Source organism: Streptomyces sp. R-74717, assembly GCF_047305335.1.
Lineage (GTDB): Bacteria > Actinomycetota > Actinomycetes > Streptomycetales > Streptomycetaceae > Streptomyces > Streptomyces atratus.
Genome location: NZ_CP102361.1, coordinates 7,327,277 through 7,347,677, shown reverse-complemented (window position 1 = coordinate 7,347,677; position 20,401 = coordinate 7,327,277). Strand labels below are relative to the sequence as shown.

Below are 20,401 nucleotides of genomic sequence, written 5' to 3'. Positions count from 1 at the left end.
GGTGTGAAAGGCTCGGCCCATGGTGCGTATCGGAACCGTGGTGATGGGTGCGTCGGACGTACGGCGCGCGGCGGCCTTCTGGAAGGCGGCGCTCGGCCATGTGGAGCGCGAGCCCTTGCAGGACGACTGGGTGGTGCTGGTCCCGGCCGATGGACACGGCGTCGGGCTGTCCCTGGGGCGGAGCGATACGCCGGTGCAGGAGATCCCCCGGGTCCATCTCGACCTGTACACCGAGGAGCAGGACGCCGAGGTGGACCGGCTGGTCGCACTCGGCGCGGCGCGGGTCGACCGGGAACTGTACCCGGACGACCCGGATTTCGTGGTGCTCGCCGGCACCGAGGGCAACAGGTTCTGCGTCATCGACACCACACACGGCTGACCGTCGCGGTCACCGGGCCGGCTGGGTGCGCTCCAGGAAGGGCTCCAGCAGGCCGGGGACGGCCTCGGACGCGAAGTCGAGGCCCTCGCTCGCATCCACGTCGTACGCCGTGTACGCGCCCGCTCCGGCGGCCGTCGTCGCGGTCAGGCTCAGCACCCCGGACCGCCGCTGGAAGTACGTCTGCCTGACCGTCCAGCCGATGACACCGGCCCGTTCCAGCGCGGCGGTCGAGCGCCGGACCGTGCCGGACCGGACCACCAGGTAGTCGCCGCTGATGGCGTGTCCCAGGCCGCGGTACGCGTCCCGGGCGAGGAACACCCCGACGGGCAGCCCCACGACGGCACAGGCGAACGCGATCCGGAGCAGGACGGGTGTCAGCAGCACACCCAGGAGGGCCAGGACGAGTACGGGCGCGGCGGTGGCCCAGAACGCCCGGCGCAGCCGGCGGCCGCGGGCCGCGAGGGGGTGCCCGGTCAGCGGGGCGCCGGTCGGGGACGTGGTCTCGCGCAGGACGTCGGCGGCGACCGTGTCGGCGACGGGCCGGGGCGCGGCGGGCAGCAGGGTGTTGTGGTCGCCGTGCTGCTCCTCGTCGTCCTTGGCCAGTCCGGTGGTGATCGCGTCGACCCGGGCTGCGCCGAACAGCCGGATGCCGAGCGGTTCGACGAGGTCGACGCCGCGCAGCCGCCGCTCCTCGATGGAGACGGACCGGGAGGTCAGCAGGCCGCGCCGGATGCGCAGCGTGCCGCCGGGTTCGCGCTCCAGCCGGTAGCTCCACCACATCTCGACCCACAGGCCGAGCGCGCCGACGACACCGGCGGCCACCGCGGCGACGGCGAGGATCACGATCATGGCGAGCAGTGAGGTGTCCCGGAACCGGTCGCCGATCCAGTCGATCACCTGTCCCTGGGCCCCGAACCAGTCGCTGACCTGCATCACCGCACCGGCCGCCGCACCGCCGAGCGCGGGGGCGACGAAGGAGACCGGTGCGTAGCGGATCCAGCGCGGGTCGAGGGCGGCGAGCTCGCCCTCGCGGTGAGTGCCCGGGGTGCCGGTGGCTGCACGTTCCAACAGCTCGAGGCGGAGCCGTTCGCCCTCGGACCTGGGGACCGGGTCGAGCTCCAGGGTGGATTCGTTGCCGGCGTGCTCGCCGGTTCCGATGCGGACGGTGACCAGGCCGAGGACCCGTTGCAGCAGATGGGCGGTGAGGTCGACGCTGCGGATGCGTGTCCGGGCCAGTGAGCGCTTCTTGACCAGCAGCAGTCCGGTGTGGAGCTCGACCCGTTCGGCGCCGATGCGGTAGCGGGTGCGGCGCCACCGTACGTAGTCGCCGGCCGCGGCACAGCCGATCAGCACGATCGCACCGGCCAGCACCCAGGCGACCGCGTGCCCGAACCCGAACCGTCCCGAGAGGCCGAGCGTGGTGGGCACGGCCGCACCGGCCGCCACCCCGGCCGTGACGAGTGCGCTGACGAGGACCGTACGCCGGTCCAGCCGCCGCCAGTCGGCAGCGTTGGCCGCCTCGGGACCGGTGACGCCGCCCTCGCCCTCGGCGCCCGGGGCAACGGCCGCCTCGGAGCTCATGTGGCGTCCCCGGGGGTTTCCTGGGTGATCCGAGTCAGCCGCTCGGCCAGCTCGGCCGCCAGTTCGTGGCCCAGTCCCTCGATCCGCACCGCGCCCTTGGACGATGCCGTGGTCACGGTGACCGTGGCGAGCCGGTAGAGCTGTTCGAGCGGGCCGCGCACGGTGTCCACGGTCTGGATCCGGGACATCGGGGCGATCCGCCACTCCTGCCTCAGGACGCCGGTTCTGACGTACACCGCTTCGTCGGTGACCTCCCAGCGATGGGTACGGAACCACCAGAGGGGGAAGAGGACGGCGCAGCCGATGCCGAGGACCGCGAGGATCGCGGCGGGCAGCAGCAGCCAGAACCGGGCGGGCTCGATGAACGCGCCCAGCACGGCCAGCACGACCACCGGCACCGCGGTCAGCAGCAGCCACTGGGCCCGCCACCAGCCGACGGCCCTCGGGTCCAGTGTGTTGTTCGGCGGCCTCAGCCGCACCGTCCGCTCCCCCGTGGTCATCGGCTCAGCGCCCCCTGCGGGCACGGTACGCCTGGACGAGCGCGGCGGTCGAGCTGTCCAGTTGCTCGCCCCCCTTCGCCGCGGCAGCGGCCGATGCCGACGTCTCGGTCAGCACCGGCTCGATCTTCTTGGCGAGGACCTTGCCGAGTTCGACGCCCCACTGGTCGAAGGAGTCGATGTTCCAGATGGCTCCCTGGACGAAGACCTTGTGCTCGTACAGCGCGATCAGCTGGCCGAGGACGGACGGCGTCAGCCTGTCGGCCAGGATCGTCGTCGTGGGGTGGTTGCCCCGGAAGGTCTTGTGCGGCACCAGCTCCTCCGCGACGCCCTCGGCGCGGACCTCGTCCGGCGTCTTGCCGAAGGCCAGCGCCTGGGTCTGGGCGAAGAAGTTGGCCATCAGCAGATCGTGCTGGGCGACCAGACCGGGCAGCAGGTCGGCAACCGGCTCGGCGAAGCCGATGAAGTCGGCCGGGATGACCTTGGTGCCCTGGTGGATCAGCTGGTAATAGGCGTGCTGCCCATTGGTGCCGGGGGTGCCCCAGACGACCGGTCCGGTCTGCCAGTCGACTGGATTGCCGTCTCGGTCCACGGACTTGCCGTTGGACTCCATGTCCAGCTGCTGCAAGTACGCGGTGAACTTGGACAGATAGTGGCTGTAGGGCAGTACGGCATGCGACTGCGCGTCGAAGAAAGCGCCGTACCAGACGCCCAACAGGCCCAGCAGCAGCGGGGCGTTGTCCTCGGCGGGGGCGGTGCGGAAGTGCTCGTCGACGAGGTGGAAGCCGTCGAGCATCTCGCGGAACCGGTCCGGGCCGATGGCGATCATCAGCGAGAGTCCGATGGCGGAGTCGTACGAGTATCGGCCGCCGACCCAGTCCCAGAACTCGAACATGTTGGTGGTGTCGATGCCGAAGTCCGCGACCTTCTCGGCGTTCGTGGACAGCGCCACGAAGTGCTTGGCGACGGCGTCCTGATCGGCCTTCAGACCGGTCAGCAGCCAGTTGCGGGCCGAGGTGGCGTTGGTGATGGTCTCGATCGTGGTGAAGGTCTTCGACGCGATGATGAAGAGCGTCTCGGCCGGGTCGAGATCGCGCACGGCCTCGTGGAGGTCGGCGCCGTCGACGTTCGACACGAAGCGGACGGTGATCGAGCGGTCCGTGAAGGAGCGCAGCACCTCGTACGCCATGGCGGGGCCGAGGTCGGAGCCGCCGATGCCGATGTTGACGATGTTCTTGATGCGCTTGCCGGTGTGACCGGTCCACTCCCCCGACCTGATGCGGTCGGAGAAGGCCGCCATCTTGTCGAGTACGGCGTGCACGGCGGGCACCACGTTCTCGCCGTCGACCTCGATGACCGCATCGCGCGGGGCACGCAGCGCAGTGTGCAGGACGGCGCGGTCCTCGGTGGTGTTGATCTTCTCGCCGCGGAACATCGCGTCCCGCAGCTCAGCCACGCCGGTGGCCGCGGCGAGCTCGCGCAGCAGCCGGAGCGTCTCGTCGGTGACCAGGTGCTTGGAGTAGTCGACATACAGATCGCCGACCCGGAGGGTGTATCCGGTGCCGCGCTCCGGGTCGGCAGCGAAGAGCTGCCGCAGATGTGTCGCCCCGAGCTGCTCGCGGTGCTTGCCCAGAGCCGTCCACTCGGGCGTCTGGTTGAGCCTGGTTCGGCTTGGTGTATTCATCCCGGATATCAGCCCACTTCTTCTCGTGCCTGCAGATGCCCCGCTGCCCTTCCAACTTAATTGATCAGAGGGGTTGACGAGGCAATGGCGAGCTGCGGCACGGCAAAAGCAGTCCGGCCGGACACCCCGTGAGGTGTCCGGCCGGTGAACAACAACTAGATCTCACCCCGGAGTTTTGCCAGGGCCTCGGCGAGGATGGCCTCGCCGTCCGCATCGCTGCGCCGCTCACGTACGTACGCGAGGTGCGTCTTGTACGGCTCGGTGCGCGGCGGGTCCGGCGGGCTGTCCCGGTCCTGGCCGGCCGGGAAACCACAGCGCGGGCAGTCCCAAGTCTCCGGTACCTGCGCGTCACTGGCGAAGCTCGGCTGCGTCTCGTGCCCGTTCGAGCACCAGAAGGAGATGCGGAGGCGCGGCGCGGACTCGCCCCGCTCGGCCTCCCCCATCGGCCCCGCTCCGACCCGGCTTCCCCGGATCGCGTTGCCACTTGCCACGGTCGTAACTCCCTGCGTGATGGTGCTCGAAGATGCCCCAGTCTACGTAAGGCCCAACGCGCGTCCAGTGAAAGGAGTTACACCCTCACCGGGAATCGCGTACGACGGGTCAGTTGTCCAGCTTGATCAGCAGACCAAGCACAACAATGCACGCGAACCAGGCCAGGCCGATGAAGACGGTGATCCGGTCGAGGTTCCGCTCGGCGACCGAGGAGCCGCCCACGGACGACTGCATACCGCCACCGAACATGTCGGAGAGGCCGCCGCCCTTGCCCTTGTGCATCAGCACCAGCAGCATCAGCAGCAGGCTGAAGACGATCAGGGCGATCTCGAACGCCAAAATCACGGCTGGTCCCTACTTTCCGGAATTCTCTGGACTGCATGTGCGAACAGCGGGGGCCGGGAGGCTACACCCTCCTCGGCCCCCGCAAGGGTACGACGGATCCGCGCTACCGCATACTCACTGGTCGCGGAAGCGGACGATCTTGACGAACTCGTCGGCGTCCAGTGCGGCCCCGCCGATCAGCGCGCCGTCCACATCGGGCTTCGACATGATCTCGGCGACGTTCCCGGACTTCACCGAGCCGCCGTACTGGATACGGACCGTGTCGGCCAGTTCCTGCGAGTACAGCTCGGCGAGGCGGCTGCGGATCGCCCCGCAGACCTCCTGGGCGTCGTCGGCGCCGCAGACCTTGCCGGTCCCGATGGCCCAGACCGGCTCGTACGCGATCACGATCGACTCGGCCTGCTCGGCGGGGATGTCCTTGAGACCACCGTCGACCTGCGCGAGCGTGTGCGCGACGTGGTTGCCCGCCTCACGGACCTCCAGTTCCTCGCCGACGCAGAGGATCGGGGTCAGGCCGTGCTTGAAAGCGGCCTTCACCTTGGTGTTGCAGATCTCGTCGGTCTCGCCGTGGTACTGGCGGCGCTCGCTGTGGCCGACGGCGACATAGGTGCACTTCAGCTTGGCGAGCATCGGGCCGGAGATCTCACCGGTGTATGCGCCGGAGTCGTGCGCCGAGATGTCCTGCGCGCCGTACTTGATCTTCAGCTTGTCGCCGTCCACCAGGGTCTGCACGGAGCGCAGGTCGGTGAAGGGCGGCAGGACGGCGACCTCGACGGCGTCGTAGTCCTTGTTGGCCAGGGCGAAGGCGAGCTTCTGGACGTGTGCGATGGCCTCGAGGTGGTTGAGGTTCATCTTCCAGTTGCCCGCCATCAGCGGGGTACGGGTGGTCATGAAAGGTCAGTCCTCCAGTGCGGCGAGGCCGGGAAGCGTCTTGCCCTCGAGGTATTCGAGGCTGGCACCGCCACCGGTCGAGATGTGTCCGAATGCGTTCTCGTCGAAGCCCAGGATGCGGACGGCCGCGGCGGAGTCGCCACCGCCGACGACACTGAAGCCCTCGGAGTCGACGAGGGCCTGGGCGACGGCCCGGGTGCCCTCGGCGTAATCAGGGTGCTCGAAGACGCCCATCGGGCCGTTCCAGAAGACGGTGACGGCGTCGGCGAGCTTCGAGGCGTACAGCTTGTTGGTCTCGGGGCCGTTGTCCAGGCCCATGAATCCGGCCGGGATGGCGTCCGCGGGCACGGTGCGGTGCTCGGTCGGAGCCTTGGCCTTGAGGTCCGGGAACTGCTCGGAGACCACGACGTCGACGGGAAGCACGAACTCCACGCCCTTGTCCTCGGCGCGCTTGAGATACTCCAGCACCGCCGGGATCTGGTCCTCCTGGAGGAGGGAGCTGCCGACCTCGTGGCCCTGGGCCTTGAGGAAGGTGTACGCCATGCCGCCGCCGATGAGGATGCGGTCGGCGCGCTCCAGCAGGTGGTCGATGACGCCGAGCTTGTCGGAGACCTTGGAGCCGCCGAGCACGACGGCGTACGGGCGCTCGACGTTCTCGGTGAGCTTCTTCAGGACGCCGACCTCGGTGGCGATCAGGTCGCCGGCGGCGTGCGGCAGCCGGGCCGGGAGGTCGAAGACCGAGGCGTGCTTGCGGTGGACGGCGCCGAAGCCGTCGCCCACGTACACATCGGCGAGCTCGGCGAGCTGGTCGGCGAACGCGCCGCGCTCGGCGTCGTCCTTCGACGTCTCACCGGGGTTGAAGCGGAGGTTCTCGATGACGGCGACCCGGCCGTCGGTGAGCGCGGCGACCATGGCGCGGGCGGACTCGCCGACCGTGTCGGTCGCGAAGGCCACGTCGGCGCCGATCAGCTCACCGAGACGGGCCGCGGCGGGCGCCAGGGAGAAGGCGGGGTCCGGGGCGCCCTTGGGGCGGCCCAGGTGCGAGGCGACGATGACCCGCGCTCCGGCCGCGGCGAGCTTCTCCACGGTCGGCTGGACGGCTCGGATGCGGCCGTCGTCGGTGATGGTGGTACCGCTCAGCGGCACGTTGAGGTCGGCGCGGACGAATACGCGCTTGCCGGTGACCCCTTCGGCGAGAAGTTCGTCGATGGTCTTCATCTTGCTGGACTCCTTGGAGGACGAGGAAGCATGCAACGGGGCTCGAACGGCGCTGCGTTGCGCTGTTCGAGCCCCGTGCTCACATCGAGGTGCCTGCCGATTCGACGGTCAGAGCTGGCTGCCGACGAACACGGTCAGGTCGACGAGACGGTTGGAGTAGCCCCACTCGTTGTCGTACCAGCCGATGACCTTGACCTGCGAGCCCTCTGCCATGGTCAGCAGGGAGTCGAAGGTGCAGGAGGCCGGGTCCGAGACGATGTCCGAGGACACGATCGGGTCCTCGGTGTAGAACAGCTTGCCCTTGAGCGGGCCTTCCTCGGCGGCCTTCTGGAAGGCGGCGTTGACCTCGTCGCGGGTGACCTCGCGCTCCAGCGTGATGACCAGGTCGGTGACCGAACCGGTCGGGACCGGAACGCGCATGGCCATGCCGTCGAGCTTGCCCTTGAGCTGCGGGAGCACCAGAGCAGTGGCCTTGGCGGCACCGGTCGTGGTCGGGATGATGTTCTCCGCGGCGGCGCGGGCGCGACGCAGGTCGGAGTGCGGGAAGTCCAGGATGCGCTGGTCGTTCGTGTACGCGTGGACCGTCGTCATGAGGCCCTTGACGATGCCGAAGTTCTCGTCCAGCACCTTGGCCATCGGCGCGACACAGTTGGTGGTGCAGGAGGCGTTGGAGATGACGTGGTGGTTGGCCGCGTCGTACTTCTCCTCGTTGACACCCATCACGATGGTGATGTCCTCGTTCTTGGCCGGGGCCGAGATGAGGACCTTCTTGGCGCCACCCGCGATGTGCTTCTCGGCGTCGGCCTTCTTGGTGAAGATGCCGGTCGACTCGATGACGATGTCGACGCCCAGCTCACCCCAGGGGATGTCGGCCGGGTTGCGCTCGGAGAGCACCTTGATGGTGTGGCCATCGACGGTGATGCTGTCGGCGGTGTGGCTGACCTCGGCCTTGAGACGGCCCAGGATCGTGTCGTACTTCAGCAGGTGCGCCGTGGTTGCGGTGTCACCCAGGTCGTTGACAGCCACGATCTCGATGTCCGCACCCTGCTCCAGCAGCGCGCGGAAGTAGTTACGACCGATGCGGCCAAAGCCGTTGATGCCTACGCGGATCGTCACGAACCGATCTCCTCGTTAGGTACGCGGGGTTTCCACCCCGGCGAGTTGTATGAGATGTCCCCGACCGCCTCCGACCCTACCTCTCCGACAGCCCCGGGGTGACATCGAGCGGGGCCGCAAGAACCGCCGAAGCCCGTACTCCACGGTTGGAGTACGGGCCTCCGGACACTCGGCCGTACTTGCAGCGATGGTTACGGAGTGTCAACTCCTGGGAATGCCGCGCGTTCTGTTTTCGGCCGACTTCATGGCCGTCGCGGGTCAGCCCACCAGGCCGTCGGCGAGCTCCTCGCTGAGGGTGGATTCCGTGCCCGGGATCCCCAGATCCTGGGCCCGCTTGTCGGCCATCGCCAGCAACCGGCGGATCCGTCCGGCGACCGCGTCCTTGGTCAGCGGCGGGTCGGCGAGCGCACCCAGCTCCTCCAGGGATGCCTGCTTGTGCTCCATGCGCAGCCGTCCGGCCGCCGCGAGGTGCTCGGGCACCTCCTCGCCCAGAATCTCCAGCGCGCGCCCCACCCGGGCCCCCGCGGCGACCGCGGCCCGCGCGGAACGGCGCAGGTTGGCATCGTCGAAGTTGGCGAGCCGGTTGGCGGTGGCGCGAACCTCGCGGCGCATCCGCCGCTCCTCCCAGGCCAGCACCGCCTCATGGGCGCCGAGCCGGGTGAGCAGGGCGCCGATCGCGTCGCCGTCACGGACGACGACCCGGTCCACCCCGCGCACCTCACGGGCCTTCGCCGCGATGGAGAGCCTGCGGGCCGCGCCGACCAGAGCGAGCGCCGCCTCCGGGCCCGGGCAGGTCACCTCCAGCGAGGAGGAGCGGCCCGGCTCGGTGAGCGAGCCATGTGCCAGGAAGGCCCCGCGCCAGGCGGCCTCGGCATCGCAGGTGGCCCCCGAGACCACCTGCGGGGGCAGGCCGCGGATGGGACGGCCGCGGCCGTCCACCAGGCCGGTCTGGCGGGCCAGCTGGTCGCCGCCCGCCACCACCCGTACGACAAAGCGGGAGCCGCGCCGCAGCCCGCCGGGGGCCATCACGATCAGCTCCGAGCTGTGCCCGAAGATTTCGAGAATGTCCCGCTTCAGCCGGCGCGCCGCCATTGCGGTGTCCAGCTCCGCCTCGATCACAATCCGACCGCTCACCAGGTGCAGCCCACCCGCGAACCGAAGAATCGCCGAGACTTCTGCCTTCCTGCAGCAGGTCCGGGTCACGGGAAGCCGAGAGATTTCGTCCTTCACCGCCGGCGTCATCGCCATGGGCCGATCCTTCCATGCATCCGAAAAATACGGTCGTACGCGGCGGCCAACAGCTCCGGATCATGGATCGGAACGCCGTCGGGTGAGGCCACCGGCGCCAGCTCGACCGCGGCGCCGAGCCGCTTGGCGGCGTCGGCGAGGGACTCGCGATCGGGCACGGCGGCTTCGTCGGCCAGCACCACGTCCATGGCGAGTTTAGGGGCGTGTCGTCCCAAAACCTCCAAATGACGCTGCGGAGAGAAGCCATCAGTTTCGCCGGGTTGCGGTGCGAGGTTGAGCGAGAGGACCTTGCGGGCCTTGGTCTCGATGAGCGCGTCGAGCAGTTCCGGCACGAGCAGATGCGGGATCACGGAGGAGAACCAGGACCCCGGGCCGAGCACCACCCAGTCCGCGTCGAGAACCGCCGCGACGGCCTCGGGAACGGCCGGCGGGTCGTTCGGGACGAGGTGGACGGACTGCACCTCGCCCGGGGTGAGCGCCACGGTGGCCTGGCCGCGCACCGTGTCCACGTCGTCCGGGCGGGCCGGGTCGTGTCCCCGTACGAGCGCCTGGAGCTCCAGTGGCACGGCGGACATGGGCAGCACCCGGCCGTGCGCCCCGAGGAGCTTGCCGACCAGGTCCAGGGCCTGGACATGGTCGCCGAGCTGCTCCCACAGGGCGACGATCAGCAGATTGCCGACCGCGTGCTCGTGCAGATCGCCCTTGGACTGGAAGCGGTGCTGGATGACCTGGGCCCAGGTCTGGCCCCAGTCGTCGTCACCGCACAGGGCGGCAAGCGCCTTGCGCAGGTCGCCGGGCGGCAGGACGCCGAGCTCCTCGCGGAGCCGGCCGCTGGAGCCGCCGTCGTCAGCGACGGTGACCACGGCCGTGAGATCGCCGGTGATCCGGCGGAGCGCCGCGAGCGACGCGGACAGGCCCATGCCGCCGCCGAGGGCGACGACCTTGGGCTGCGCGCCGCGCTTGCGGCCGGAGATCGCAGAGGTGGCTCTGCGCAGCCGCCGCAGGCGCAGATTACGGCTGGTCACTCGCGCCCCATGTCCCGGTGGACGAGCACGGTCTCGATGCCTTCGGTCGCGAGCCTGGCCGCGAGCTTCTCTGACATGGCGACCGAGCGGTGCTTGCCGCCCGTGCAGCCGACGGCGATCGTCACATAGCGCTTGCCCTCGCGGCGGTACCCGGCGGCGATGAGCTGGAGCAGCTCCGTGTACTGGTTGAGGAATTCCTTGGCGCCTGGTTGGTCGAAGACGTAGGCGGAGACCTCTTCGTTGAGCCCGGTGAACGGGCGCAGCTCGGGGACCCAGTGCGGGTTGGGCAGGAAGCGGCAGTCGACCACCAGGTCGGCGTCGACCGGCAGGCCGTACTTGAAGCCGAACGACATCACCGTGGCGCGCAGCTCCGGCTCCTCGTCGCCGGCGAACTGGGCATCCATCTTGGCGCGCAGTTCGTGCACATTGAGGCTGGACGTGTCGATCACCAGGTCGGCGTCGCCGCGCAGCTCACGCAGCAGGTCGCGCTCGGCGGCGATGCCGTCGACGATCCGGCCGTCGCCCTGGAGGGGGTGCGGGCGGCGGACCGACTCGAAGCGCCGGACCAGTGCGTCGTCGGAGGACTCCAGGAAGACGATGCGCCGGGTGACGTGCTTTGCCTCGAGGTCCGCGAGGGACTCGCGGAGGTTGTCGAAGAAGCGGCGGCCCCGCACGTCGACGACGACGGCGATCCGGGCCACGTTGCCCTGCGAGCGGGCGCCGAGCTCGACCATGGTGGGGATCAGTGCGGGCGGCAGGTTGTCGACGACGAACCAGCCGAGGTCCTCCAGGCACTTGGCCGCGGTGCTGCGCCCGGCGCCCGACATCCCCGAGATGATCACCAGCTCGGGGATGGCCGCATTCCCGTCACCCGTCTCGATCGTGGTGCCCGTACTCACGTGTCCTGCTCCGTCTGCTCGGTCGGTGCTGTTGTGCTCGACTTCGTGTTCGTGCTCAGTCATGTCGTGCTGCCCCCGTCGTCATCTTCAATGATCTCTCCTGTCGCCGTGTTCACGGCGGGCGTGGCCGGGGCAGCCGAGGCCAGGGCGACAGCCACCGATTCCGCAGTCCTGCGGCCTATCCCCGGAACCTCGCAGATCTCGTCGATTGTCGCCTGCTTCAGCTTCTTCACGGAGCCGAAATGCTTGATCAACGCCTGTTTCCGGGTCTCGCCGAGGCCGGCGACGGCATCCAGGGGGCTGGAACGGATGCGCTTGGCCCGCTTGGCGCGCTGATAGGTGATCGCGAAGCGGTGGGCCTCGTCACGGACACGCTGGAGGAGATAGAGGCCCTCGCTGGAGCGGGGCAGGACGACGGGGTCGTCGTCCTCGGGCAGCCAGACCTCTTCGAGGCGCTTGGCGAGGCCGCAGACAGCGATGTCGTCGATCCCGAGCTCGTCGAGGGCCCGCTTGGCGGCGGCGACCTGCGGCTGGCCGCCGTCGACCACGACGAGTTGCGGCGGATAGGCGAACCGCTTGGGACGGCCGTCGTCCTCGCGGGGCTCGGCGTCCGGATCGGGGGTGGTGTCGGGGTCGGGGGTGGTGCCTGCGCCGGGGATGGTGTCCATGCCGACGACCGGGGCGGCCGGGCCGGTCAGGGCTGCCGGGGCGGTTTCCGGGGCCGGGACGGGGCCGGTCGGCGCGGGGGTCTCCTCCCACTCCCCCGTCCGCTCCTTCTCCTGGAGATACCGCTTGAAGCGACGGCCGATCACCTCGTGCATCGAACGGACGTCGTCCTGGCCCTCGAAGCCCTTGATCTGGAAGCGGCGGTACTCGCTCTTGCGGGCGAGACCGTCCTCGAAGACGACCATGGAGGCGACCACGTCGTCGCCCTGGAGATGCGAGATGTCGAAGCACTCGATGCGCAGCGGAGCCGTGTCGAGGCCGAGCGCCCCGGCGATCTCCTCCAGGGCGCGGGAGCGGGTCGTCAGGTCGGAGGCGCGCTTGGTCTTGTGCAGCCCCAGGGCCTGCTGGGCGTTGCGCTGAACCGTCGCCATCAGGTCCTTCTTGTCGCCGCGCTGCGGGATACGCAGGCTGACGTGGGAGCCCCTGCGGTCGGCGAGCCACTGGGAGACCGCGTCGGGGTCCTCGGGGAGGGCCGGGACGAGGACCTCCTTGGGGACGGAGTCGCCCGTCTCCTCGCCGTACAGCTGCTGCAGGGCGTGCTCGACCAGGCCCGAGGTGTCGACGTTCTCGACCTTGTCGGTGACCCAGCCGCGCTGGCCGCGCACCCGGCCGCCGCGCACATGGAAGATCTGGACGGCGGCTTCGAGCTCGTCCTCGGCGACCGCGATCAGGTCGGCGTCGGTGGCGTCGGCAAGGACGACGGCGCTCTTCTCCATGGCCCGCTTGAGGGCCTCCACATCGTCGCGGAGCCGGGCCGCCCGCTCGTACTCCATCTCTTCGGCCGCCGCCATCATGTCCTTCTCCAGGCGGCGGATGTACGTGCCGGTGCGGCCGGCCATGAAGTCGCAGAAGTCGCCCGCCAGTTCGCGGTGTTCCTCGGGGGTGACCCGGCCGACGCAGGGGGCCGAGCACTTGCCGATGTACCCGAGGAGGCACGGGCGGCCGGTCCTGGCGGCGTTCTTGAAGACTCCGGCGGAGCACGTACGCACCGGAAAGACCCGGAGCATCAGGTCGACCGTCTCGCGGATCGCCCAGGCGTGCCCGTACGGACCGAAGTAGCGCACGCCCTTCTTCTTGGCTCCGCGCATGACCTGGACGCGCGGGAATTCCTCGTTGAGCGTGACCGCGAGATACGGATAGCTCTTGTCGTCGCGGTACTTGACGTTGAACCGGGGGTCGAACTCCTTGATCCAGGAGTACTCCAGCTGGAGCGCCTCGACCTCCGTGGAGACGACGGTCCACTCCACCGAGGCGGCCGTGGTGACCATCGTGCGCGTACGCGGGTGGAGCGCGGCCAGGTCCTGGAAGTAATTGGCCAGGCGCTGGCGCAGGTTCTTGGCCTTTCCGACGTAGATCACCCGGCGGTGTTCGTCGCGGAATTTGTAGACCCCCGGGGAGTCGGGGATCTGTCCCGGCTTGGGGCGGTAGCTGGAGGGGTCTGCCATGCGTCCCACCCTACTTGCGGGCAGTGACAGTGCGGTCTGCTCGGCAGTGGTGCCGTGCTCCGGGGCGCGGGTTGAGGGAGCGCGCCCCGGAGCACGGGGTCAGCGGCTGCCGTTGCCGGTCACGGGGTTTCCCGGTGGCGGCGGCGGTTGCGCAGTGCCGTGATGCCACCGAGGGCGAGCACGGCGAGGGCACCCGCTCCGGCGGCGGCCGACGTGGCGGTCGGGGCCGGGTCGGAAGCCGTGCTCGCGGCAGCCGCCCGGTGGGTTGCGCCGGCGCCTTCCCTGGGGCCGGAAGCGGTGGCGGACGGTGCGTAGCCCCCCGCCTTGCCGGAGCGGTCGTAACCGGAGCCGGGGAGCTTGTTGCCGTAGGCCTCCCGTACCCGGGCGCGGTAGGCGGCGAGTGTGGTTCCGCGGGCGCCGACCGCGCGGACCGCGTCCTGGTCCAGCGGGAGCACCTCGGCCCCCCTCCGGACGTACCAGGCGTCGATCTGCGGCTCGCGGAAGACCGTCCCGCCGGGGAGCTTGTGCGCGCCCGCGGCGGCGTACCGCGTCTCGTCGTCGCCGGTGGCGATGTTCACCACCTGCCAGCCGCCGTCCTTCCCTTCCTTCGGAAGGGTCCACAGGGACGCCTTCTGGCCGTCCGAGGAGACGGCCGTGGTGGCGAGGTAGTCCAGTCTGGCGACGGGCGCCCCCGGTTTCCCGGCGACGAAGTCCGGATCGAGGGTGCGTACGGGGACGGCGGCACCCTCGATCCGCGGCGCGGCCGCCGACCTTGTGATCTTGCCTTCGCGGGCGAAGAACCTGGACAGGGTGTCCAGGGTCGCGGGGTCGGTGGCCGCTCGACGGGCGGCGGTCAGGGCGGCCGGATCGGCTGCGGGGCCGGTGGCGGCGGCCGCCTGCGGGGCCGTGACGGTGAGCAGGGCGGCGCCTGCAAGAACGCCCGTGGCGGCCAGGGCGGCAGCTGCGGACTGTGCGGTGCGTGCGGTCCTGGAGATCATCCCGTCACGCTCCGATCCGGTACAGCGAGTGGGTCCAGGAGAACTCGTTGTTGCTCACGTACCAGGCGTGCGAGGCCCAGTTGTAACGGTTGCTGGAGGGCCATGGATCGCCCCAGTAGACCCAGCTGTTCGCGTCGTCGTACCCGTACAGGACATGCATGTGGCCACCGCCGGCCGACCACTGGATGCGGGTCTCGACGGGGCGTCCTGTGGCGATCTCGGCCTGGACCGTGGCGTAGCGCAGCCAGCCGGTGACGTACGAACCGGGGTTGATGCCGGCCCAGTCGAGACCGTCCTGGACATTGCCGAGCGAGGCCTGCGAGTTGGGGCACTCGTAGCCCTGGGAGCGGCCGAAAGCGGCGTTGCAGAACTGGTTCTGCGAGTAGTTGCGGCCGAACCAGGTGGCGATGGTGTTGCCGGCTGCCGCCCAGCACCAGTTGGTCTTCTGCTGGGCCTGCATGGTGATGTCCAGGCGCTGGGTGGCGGCGATGCCGCCGTCGGCGGCAGCGGTGCCTTGTACTGCCGTGGCAGTCGTGGTGGGGGTCTGCGCTGCTGAGGCGGTCGCCGTCGGTACGGCGAGCAGGACGGCGGCGAGGACGGCCGTGATCGGGAGTCGTCCCGGTCGGATACTTCGGTTGCGCATCGCGTTCCTCCCAATGCAGGGGGTGTGGTGTGTGATCGGAGGAGCGCGTCCGGACGCTGTCCGAGGAGCATCAACCGTTGTCGGGGACGGGTCAACACGCTTCAATGCGGGGGAACATCGCGGTGTGAACGACGTGGCGGATACGTGAACGGACCTCCCCCGGCCACCTGCGGCACCGCCCCCGCAGATGCGGTCTCCCCGCCCCGCGTCGTGAACGTTCACCTGGAGGACCTCATGCAGCACACCGAGGCCGAGCTGGCGCAGGTGCTGCACACCGGCCCGTTCCATCTGGCGTTGCGCACCGCACTCTCGGTGCGCGGGCTGCCGCTCCAGCGGGTGCAGCACCATCTCGCACACCGCGGGGTCAAGGTCGGTGTGACCAGCCTGAGTTACTGGCAGCAGGGGGCCAGGCGCCCGCAGCGCACCGAGTCCCTGCGGGCCGTGAAGGCTCTGGAGGAGGTCCTGGAGCTGCCGGGGAACTCGCTGCTCCGCCTGCTGGAGACCAGGAACGGCCGTGTGGACGCCGACCGTCCGGCCGCGCGCTCGTACCGTTCCCTGATGGAGGCGTCCGGCGCGGTGGAGCGGTTGCTCGCCACGATGGGGTCACCGATGGACGGTGGGCTGCACACCGTGGGGCATCACGAGCGGATACGGATCGGGCCCGGCCGGGAACTGCGGCAACGGGAGTCGCAGCATGTGGTGCGCGCGCACCAGGACGACGTCGACCGCTATCTCGCCGTCTACCGGGGCGATCCGGGTTGCGATCCGGCGCGGGTGGAGGTGGCGGCCCGGGAGCACTGCCGGACGGGGCGGGTCCGCTGGGACCGGGAGACGGGAGTGCTCGTCGCGGAGCTGCTCTTCGACACCCGGCTGAGGGCGGGTGACACGTACCTCTTCGGCTACGGCTTCGACGACGCCACGGGAGGGCCGTGCGGCGAGTACGTGCGCGGATTCAGCTTCGGCGGCGGACAGTACGTGCTGCAGGTGGGCTTCGACGAGGCCGCGCTGCCGGTACGGTGCCGGAGCTTCGCCCAGGTCTCGGCGGAGGCGCCGCGCGGCGCCCGTGCCGACCTCACACTCACCGGCCGGCACCGGACCGTTCACCTGGTGGAGCAGGGGGTACGGCCCGGCCTGGTCGGCATCGACTGGGACTGGGAGTGAGTCCGTCCCCGGCAGCGCGTCAGGCGTCGGGGCCCGCGACGAGCTTTCCGCCCTCGATCCGGACCGGGACCGAGGGCAGCGGCGCGGTCGCCGGGCCGCGCATCGCCTTACCGGTCGTCGTATCGAAGCGGCTGCCGTGGCAGGGGCAGTTCCCCACGTTGTCCTCGACCTTGTCCAGCAGGCAGCCCGCGTGGGTGCACTGGGCGCTGAACGCCTTGTACTGGCCCTTGGCCGGGCACGTGACGATGACCCGCTGGTCGCGGTAGAGCTTGGATCCGCCGACCGGAACCTCTTCCGCCGCGCCGAGCTGAACGGGGGCGGTCGGCGTCGGCGTCTCGGCATGACCGAGCTTCGATTCGGTCGAGCAGGCGGCCACTCCCAGCCCGGCAGCGCCGGCGAGAGCGGCACCCTTCAGCACGGTACGGCGGGCGGCGGGCTGGCCGGGCATGCGGACTCCACTGGTCAGGGGGGCAGGGTGCAGAGGGGTTACCAGGGGCAGCTGAGCACAAGGAGCACCAGGGGTACCCGCGGGCATCAGTGCCGTCGGTGACAGAACCGACGATACCGGCGGAGATCGGGGGGTCGATGGCCGGGCCACCCAATTCCGGTTGTCCCTGGTCAGAGGGCCAGGGGCGGTGGGACAGGAGGCACGGGGGCCTGCGGCGAGGGGCGCGCGGGCGGACCGGGGGACCTGGGGACGTGCGGGTGCGGGGTGGGGCGGCGCAGACCTCACCGAGCCCCGGTGGGCGCGCAGCCGTACCGGGGCCTGCGGCGAGGGGCGCGCCGTACCGACAGAAGCGGCGGCCTTCGATTTCCGGGGGCCGCCGCTTCGTCGCGGTGCCGTCAGACCTTGCGCGCGCGGGTCGTCTTCTTCGCCGCGGGCTTCTTCGCCTCAGCCGCCTTGGCGGTCTTGGCCGTAGCGGACTTGGCGGCCTGGCCCGCGCTCGTCCTGGCCGTGGCCGTCTTCCTGACCGGGGCCGACTTCGCAGCGACCGCCTTCTTCGTGGTCACCTTCCGCACGGGCTTACGTGCCGCGGGCACCGAGGCTTCACTCACCCGGTCCGGGTCCAGAATGCCCTGGAGGAACTTGCCGGTGTGGCTGGCCGGAACCCCGGCGACCTGCTCCGGGGTTCCCTCGGCGACGACCAGACCGCCCCCGTTGCCCCCTTCGGGGCCCATGTCGATGACCCAGTCCGCGGTCTTGACCACATCGAGGTTGTGCTCGATGACGATCACCGAGTTGCCCTTGTCGACCAGCCCGGAGAGCACCTTGATGAGTTTGCTGATGTCCTCGAAGTGCAGACCCGTGGTCGGCTCGTCCAGGACGTAGACCGTGCGGCCGGTGGAGCGCTTCTGCAGCTCGCTCGCGAGCTTCACACGCTGTGCCTCGCCGCCGGAGAGCGTCGGCGCGGACTGGCCGAGCCTGACGTATCCGAGACCGACCTCGTGGAGCGTGCGGAGGTGACGGGCGATCGTCGGGACGGCCTCGAAGAACTCCAGGCCCTCCTCGATCGGCATGTCCAGCACCTCGGCGATGGACTTGCCCTTGTAGTGGACCTCCAGGGTCTCCCGGTTGTAGCGCGCTCCGTGGCAGACCTCGCACGGGACGTACACATCCGGCAGGAAGTTCATCTCGATCTTGATGGTGCCGTCGCCGGAGCAGTTCTCGCAGCGGCCGCCCTTGACGTTGAAGGAGAAGCGGCCCGGCAGATAGCCGCGCACCTTCGCCTCCATCGTCTCCGCGAACAGCTTGCGGACATGGTCGAAGACGCCGGTGTACGTGGCCGGGTTGGACCGGGGCGTACGGCCGATGGGCGACTGGTCGACGTGCACCACCTTGTCGACCTGGTCGTCCCCGTCGACCCGGGTGTGGCGGCCGGGCACCGACTTGGCGCCGTTCAGCTCGCGTGCCAGGTGGGTGTAGAGGATGTCGTTGACCAGCGTCGACTTTCCGGAGCCCGAGACACCCGTGACGGCCGTGAGCACGCCGAGCGGGAAGGAGACGTCGATGTCCTGGAGGTTGTTCTCCCGGGCACCGTGCACCGTGAGCCTGCGTGACGGGTCGACGGGGCGCCGGATGTCGGGCATCGCGATCGACTTCCTGCCGGTCAGATACTGACCGGTGATCGACTCACCGTTGCCCAGCAGTTCCTTGAGCGATCCGGAGTGGACCACCTTGCCGCCGTGCTCACCGGCGCCGGGGCCGATGTCGACGACCCAGTCGGCGACCTTGATGGTGTCCTCGTCGTGCTCGACGACGATGAGCGTGTTGCCCATGTCGCGGAGCCGGACCAGGGTCTCGATCAGCCGGTGGTTGTCCCGCTGGTGCAGACCGATGGACGGCTCGTCCAGCACGTACAGCACGCCGACCAGACCGGAGCCGATCTGTGTGGCCAGCCGGATGCGCTGGGCCTCGCCGCCGGACAGAGTGCCTGCCGCGCGGTTCAGCGAGAGGTAGTCGAGGCCGACGTCGACCAGGAACCTCAGCCGCTCGTTGACCTCCTTCAGCACCCGTTCGGCGATCTTCTTGTCGCGGGCGTTCAGCTTCATCCGGCCGAGGAATTCGGCGCACTCGCTGATCGACATCGCGGAGACCTCGGCAATGGACTTCTCCATCACCGTGACCGCGAGGACGATCGGCTTGAGCCTGGTGCCCTCACAGGTCGGGCAGGGCACCTCTCGCATATAGCCCTCGAAACGCTCCCGGCTGGAGTCGCTCTCGGCCTCGGAGTGCCGCCGCTTGACGAACTGCACCGCGCCCTCGAAGGCGGGGGTGGTGTAGGCGCGCTCGCGGCCGTAGCGGTTGCGGTAGCGGACCTCGGTCTGGATCTTGTGGCCGTGGAGCAGGGCCTTCTTGGCGCGCTGCGGCAGCCCGGCCCACGGGATGTCCGTACGGAATCCGAGGGCTGTGGCGAGCGCGCCGATCAGCCGCCCGAAGTACTCCTTGGTGTGGCCGTGCGACCAGGGGTGGATCGCGCCCTCGTCGAGCGACTTCTCCTCGTCGGGGACGATCAGCTCGGGGTCGACCTCCATCCGCGTACCGATACCCGTGCAGTCGGGGCAGGCGCCGAAGGGCGAGTTGAAGGAGAAGGAGCGCGGCTCCAGCTCCTCGAAAGAGAGGTCGTCGTACGGACAGTAGAGGTGCTCGGAGTACATACGCTCACGCTCGGGGTCGTCCTCGGGGAGGTCGACGAAGTCGAGCACGACCATGCCGCCGGAGAGCCCGAGCGCGGTCTCGACCGAGTCGGTCAGCCGGCGCTTGGCGCTGTCCTTCACCGTGAGGCGGTCGATGACCACCTCGATGGTGTGCTTCTCCTGCTTCTTCAGCTTGGGCGGCTCGGAGAGCTGGATGGTCTCGCCGTCGACCCGGGCCCTGCTGTAGCCCTTGGTCTGCAGATCGGCGAAGAGGTCGACGAACTCGCCCTTGCGCTCACGCACCAGCGGCGAAAGCACCTGGAAACGGCTGCCCTCGGGAAGACCGAGCACCTTGTCGACGATGGCCTGCGGCGACTGGCGCGAGATGGGGCGGCCGCACTCGGGGCAGTGCGGCTTGCCGATCCGGGCGAAGAGCAGCCGGAGGTAGTCGTAGACCTCCGTGATGGTGCCGACCGTCGAGCGCGGATTGCGCGAGGTCGACTTCTGGTCGATGGAGACGGCGGGCGAGAGGCCCTCGATGAAGTCGACGTCCGGCTTGTCCATCTGGCCGAGGAACTGGCGGGCGTACGAAGAGAGCGACTCCACGTAGCGCCGCTGCCCCTCGGCGAAAATCGTGTCGAACGCGAGAGACGACTTGCCCGACCCGGAAAGCCCGGTGAAGACGATGAGGGAGTCGCGGGGGAGGTCGAGCGAGACGTTCTTGAGGTTGTGCTCGCGAGCGCCACGGACGATGAGACGGTCGGCCACGCCGGTCCGCACCTTTCTAGAGAGAAGTGGGGGAACTGAGCCCCTGTCCCAGGGTATGGGGGGCGCCACAGCGATGTACGAAGCTTTCGACTCCGAGCGTATAGCACGCGCATTCGATTTACGGACGGCCATAGACTCCTTCACCCGAAT

General features: G+C 69.6%; 18 protein-coding genes. 2 read left to right on the top strand and 16 right to left on the bottom strand.

The window, feature by feature from the left end:
- The first annotated feature begins 19 nt into the window (after positions 1-19).
- The gene (locus NRF20_RS33645) at positions 20-379 is read left to right on the top strand and encodes a VOC family protein (protein ID WP_413753838.1); all 360 of its coding nucleotides are present in this window, start codon (positions 20-22) and stop codon (positions 377-379) included.
- 9 nt (positions 380-388) lie between these two features.
- Here NRF20_RS33645 and NRF20_RS33640 read toward each other — a convergent pair whose 3' ends face one another.
- The 14 genes from NRF20_RS33640 to NRF20_RS33575 form a co-directional block, all read right to left on the bottom strand.
- Positions 389-1,960 (bottom strand): PH domain-containing protein, encoded by a 1,572-nt coding sequence (locus tag NRF20_RS33640; RefSeq protein ID WP_398632221.1) that lies wholly within the window; start codon positions 1,958-1,960, stop codon positions 389-391.
- Positions 1,957-2,460 carry a PH domain-containing protein gene (locus tag NRF20_RS33635; protein WP_382947434.1) on the bottom strand — a complete coding sequence of 168 codons (504 nt, stop codon included), beginning with the start codon at positions 2,458-2,460 and terminating at the stop codon, positions 1,957-1,959. The genes NRF20_RS33640 and NRF20_RS33635 overlap by 4 nt, the downstream gene beginning before the upstream one ends.
- Before the next feature lie 4 nt (positions 2,461-2,464).
- Positions 2,465-4,141, bottom strand: a complete 1,677-nt coding sequence (gene pgi, locus NRF20_RS33630) for a glucose-6-phosphate isomerase (protein WP_398632220.1) — start codon at positions 4,139-4,141, stop codon at positions 2,465-2,467.
- Positions 4,142-4,296: 155 nt separating this feature from the next.
- Positions 4,297-4,632 carry an RNA polymerase-binding protein RbpA gene (locus tag NRF20_RS33625; RefSeq protein WP_072483070.1) on the bottom strand — a complete coding sequence of 112 codons (336 nt, stop codon included), beginning with the start codon at positions 4,630-4,632 and terminating at the stop codon, positions 4,297-4,299.
- 109 nt (positions 4,633-4,741) lie between these two features.
- On the bottom strand, positions 4,742-4,978 hold the full coding sequence (gene secG / locus NRF20_RS33620; RefSeq protein ID WP_114243929.1) for a preprotein translocase subunit SecG: 237 nt from the start codon (positions 4,976-4,978) through the stop codon (positions 4,742-4,744).
- Positions 4,979-5,092: 114 nt separating this feature from the next.
- Positions 5,093-5,869, bottom strand: a complete 777-nt coding sequence (tpiA, locus tag NRF20_RS33615) for a triose-phosphate isomerase (protein WP_398632219.1) — start codon at positions 5,867-5,869, stop codon at positions 5,093-5,095.
- Between the two features lie 6 nt (positions 5,870-5,875).
- Positions 5,876-7,087 carry a phosphoglycerate kinase gene (locus NRF20_RS33610; protein ID WP_398632218.1) on the bottom strand — a complete coding sequence of 404 codons (1,212 nt, stop codon included), beginning with the start codon at positions 7,085-7,087 and terminating at the stop codon, positions 5,876-5,878.
- A gap of 108 nt (positions 7,088-7,195) precedes the next feature.
- Positions 7,196-8,203, bottom strand: coding sequence for a type I glyceraldehyde-3-phosphate dehydrogenase (gene gap / locus NRF20_RS33605; protein WP_114243932.1), 1,008 nt, complete (start codon positions 8,201-8,203; stop codon positions 7,196-7,198).
- 258 nt (positions 8,204-8,461) lie between these two features.
- Entirely contained in the window at positions 8,462-9,451 is a 990-nt protein-coding gene (gene whiA / locus NRF20_RS33600) for a DNA-binding protein WhiA (protein ID WP_266362253.1), read from the bottom strand.
- A complete protein-coding gene (locus NRF20_RS33595; protein WP_114243933.1) occupies positions 9,442-10,476 on the bottom strand; it encodes a gluconeogenesis factor YvcK family protein in 1,035 nt (344 codons plus the stop codon). Before NRF20_RS33595 ends, whiA begins: the two co-directional genes overlap by 10 nt.
- Positions 10,473-11,438 carry an RNase adapter RapZ gene (gene rapZ / locus NRF20_RS33590; RefSeq protein ID WP_266362251.1) on the bottom strand — a complete coding sequence of 322 codons (966 nt, stop codon included), beginning with the start codon at positions 11,436-11,438 and terminating at the stop codon, positions 10,473-10,475. Before rapZ ends, NRF20_RS33595 begins: the two co-directional genes overlap by 4 nt.
- The gene (uvrC, locus tag NRF20_RS33585; RefSeq protein WP_398632217.1) at positions 11,435-13,546 is read right to left on the bottom strand and encodes an excinuclease ABC subunit UvrC; all 2,112 of its coding nucleotides are present in this window, start codon (positions 13,544-13,546) and stop codon (positions 11,435-11,437) included. The genes rapZ and uvrC overlap by 4 nt, the downstream gene beginning before the upstream one ends.
- 119 nt (positions 13,547-13,665) lie before the next feature.
- Positions 13,666-14,544, bottom strand: coding sequence for a hypothetical protein (locus NRF20_RS33580; protein ID WP_413753837.1), 879 nt, complete (start codon positions 14,542-14,544; stop codon positions 13,666-13,668).
- A gap of 4 nt (positions 14,545-14,548) precedes the next feature.
- The gene (locus tag NRF20_RS33575) at positions 14,549-15,187 is read right to left on the bottom strand and encodes a papain-like cysteine protease family protein (protein WP_398632215.1); all 639 of its coding nucleotides are present in this window, start codon (positions 15,185-15,187) and stop codon (positions 14,549-14,551) included.
- A gap of 234 nt (positions 15,188-15,421) precedes the next feature.
- On the opposite strand from NRF20_RS33575, the gene NRF20_RS33570 reads away from it, so the two are divergent.
- Positions 15,422-16,348, top strand: coding sequence for a hypothetical protein (locus NRF20_RS33570; RefSeq protein WP_398632326.1), 927 nt, complete (start codon positions 15,422-15,424; stop codon positions 16,346-16,348).
- Positions 16,349-16,367: 19 nt separating this feature from the next.
- On the opposite strand, the gene NRF20_RS33565 is transcribed toward NRF20_RS33570, so the two are convergent.
- Together NRF20_RS33565 and uvrA are read right to left on the bottom strand one after the other, a co-directional pair.
- On the bottom strand, positions 16,368-16,796 hold the full coding sequence (locus NRF20_RS33565) for a Rieske (2Fe-2S) protein (protein ID WP_266362243.1): 429 nt from the start codon (positions 16,794-16,796) through the stop codon (positions 16,368-16,370).
- Positions 16,797-17,191: 395 nt separating this feature from the next.
- On the bottom strand, positions 17,192-20,251 hold the full coding sequence (uvrA, locus tag NRF20_RS33560; protein WP_413753836.1) for an excinuclease ABC subunit UvrA: 3,060 nt from the start codon (positions 20,249-20,251) through the stop codon (positions 17,192-17,194).
- Positions 20,252-20,401 lie beyond the last annotated feature (150 nt).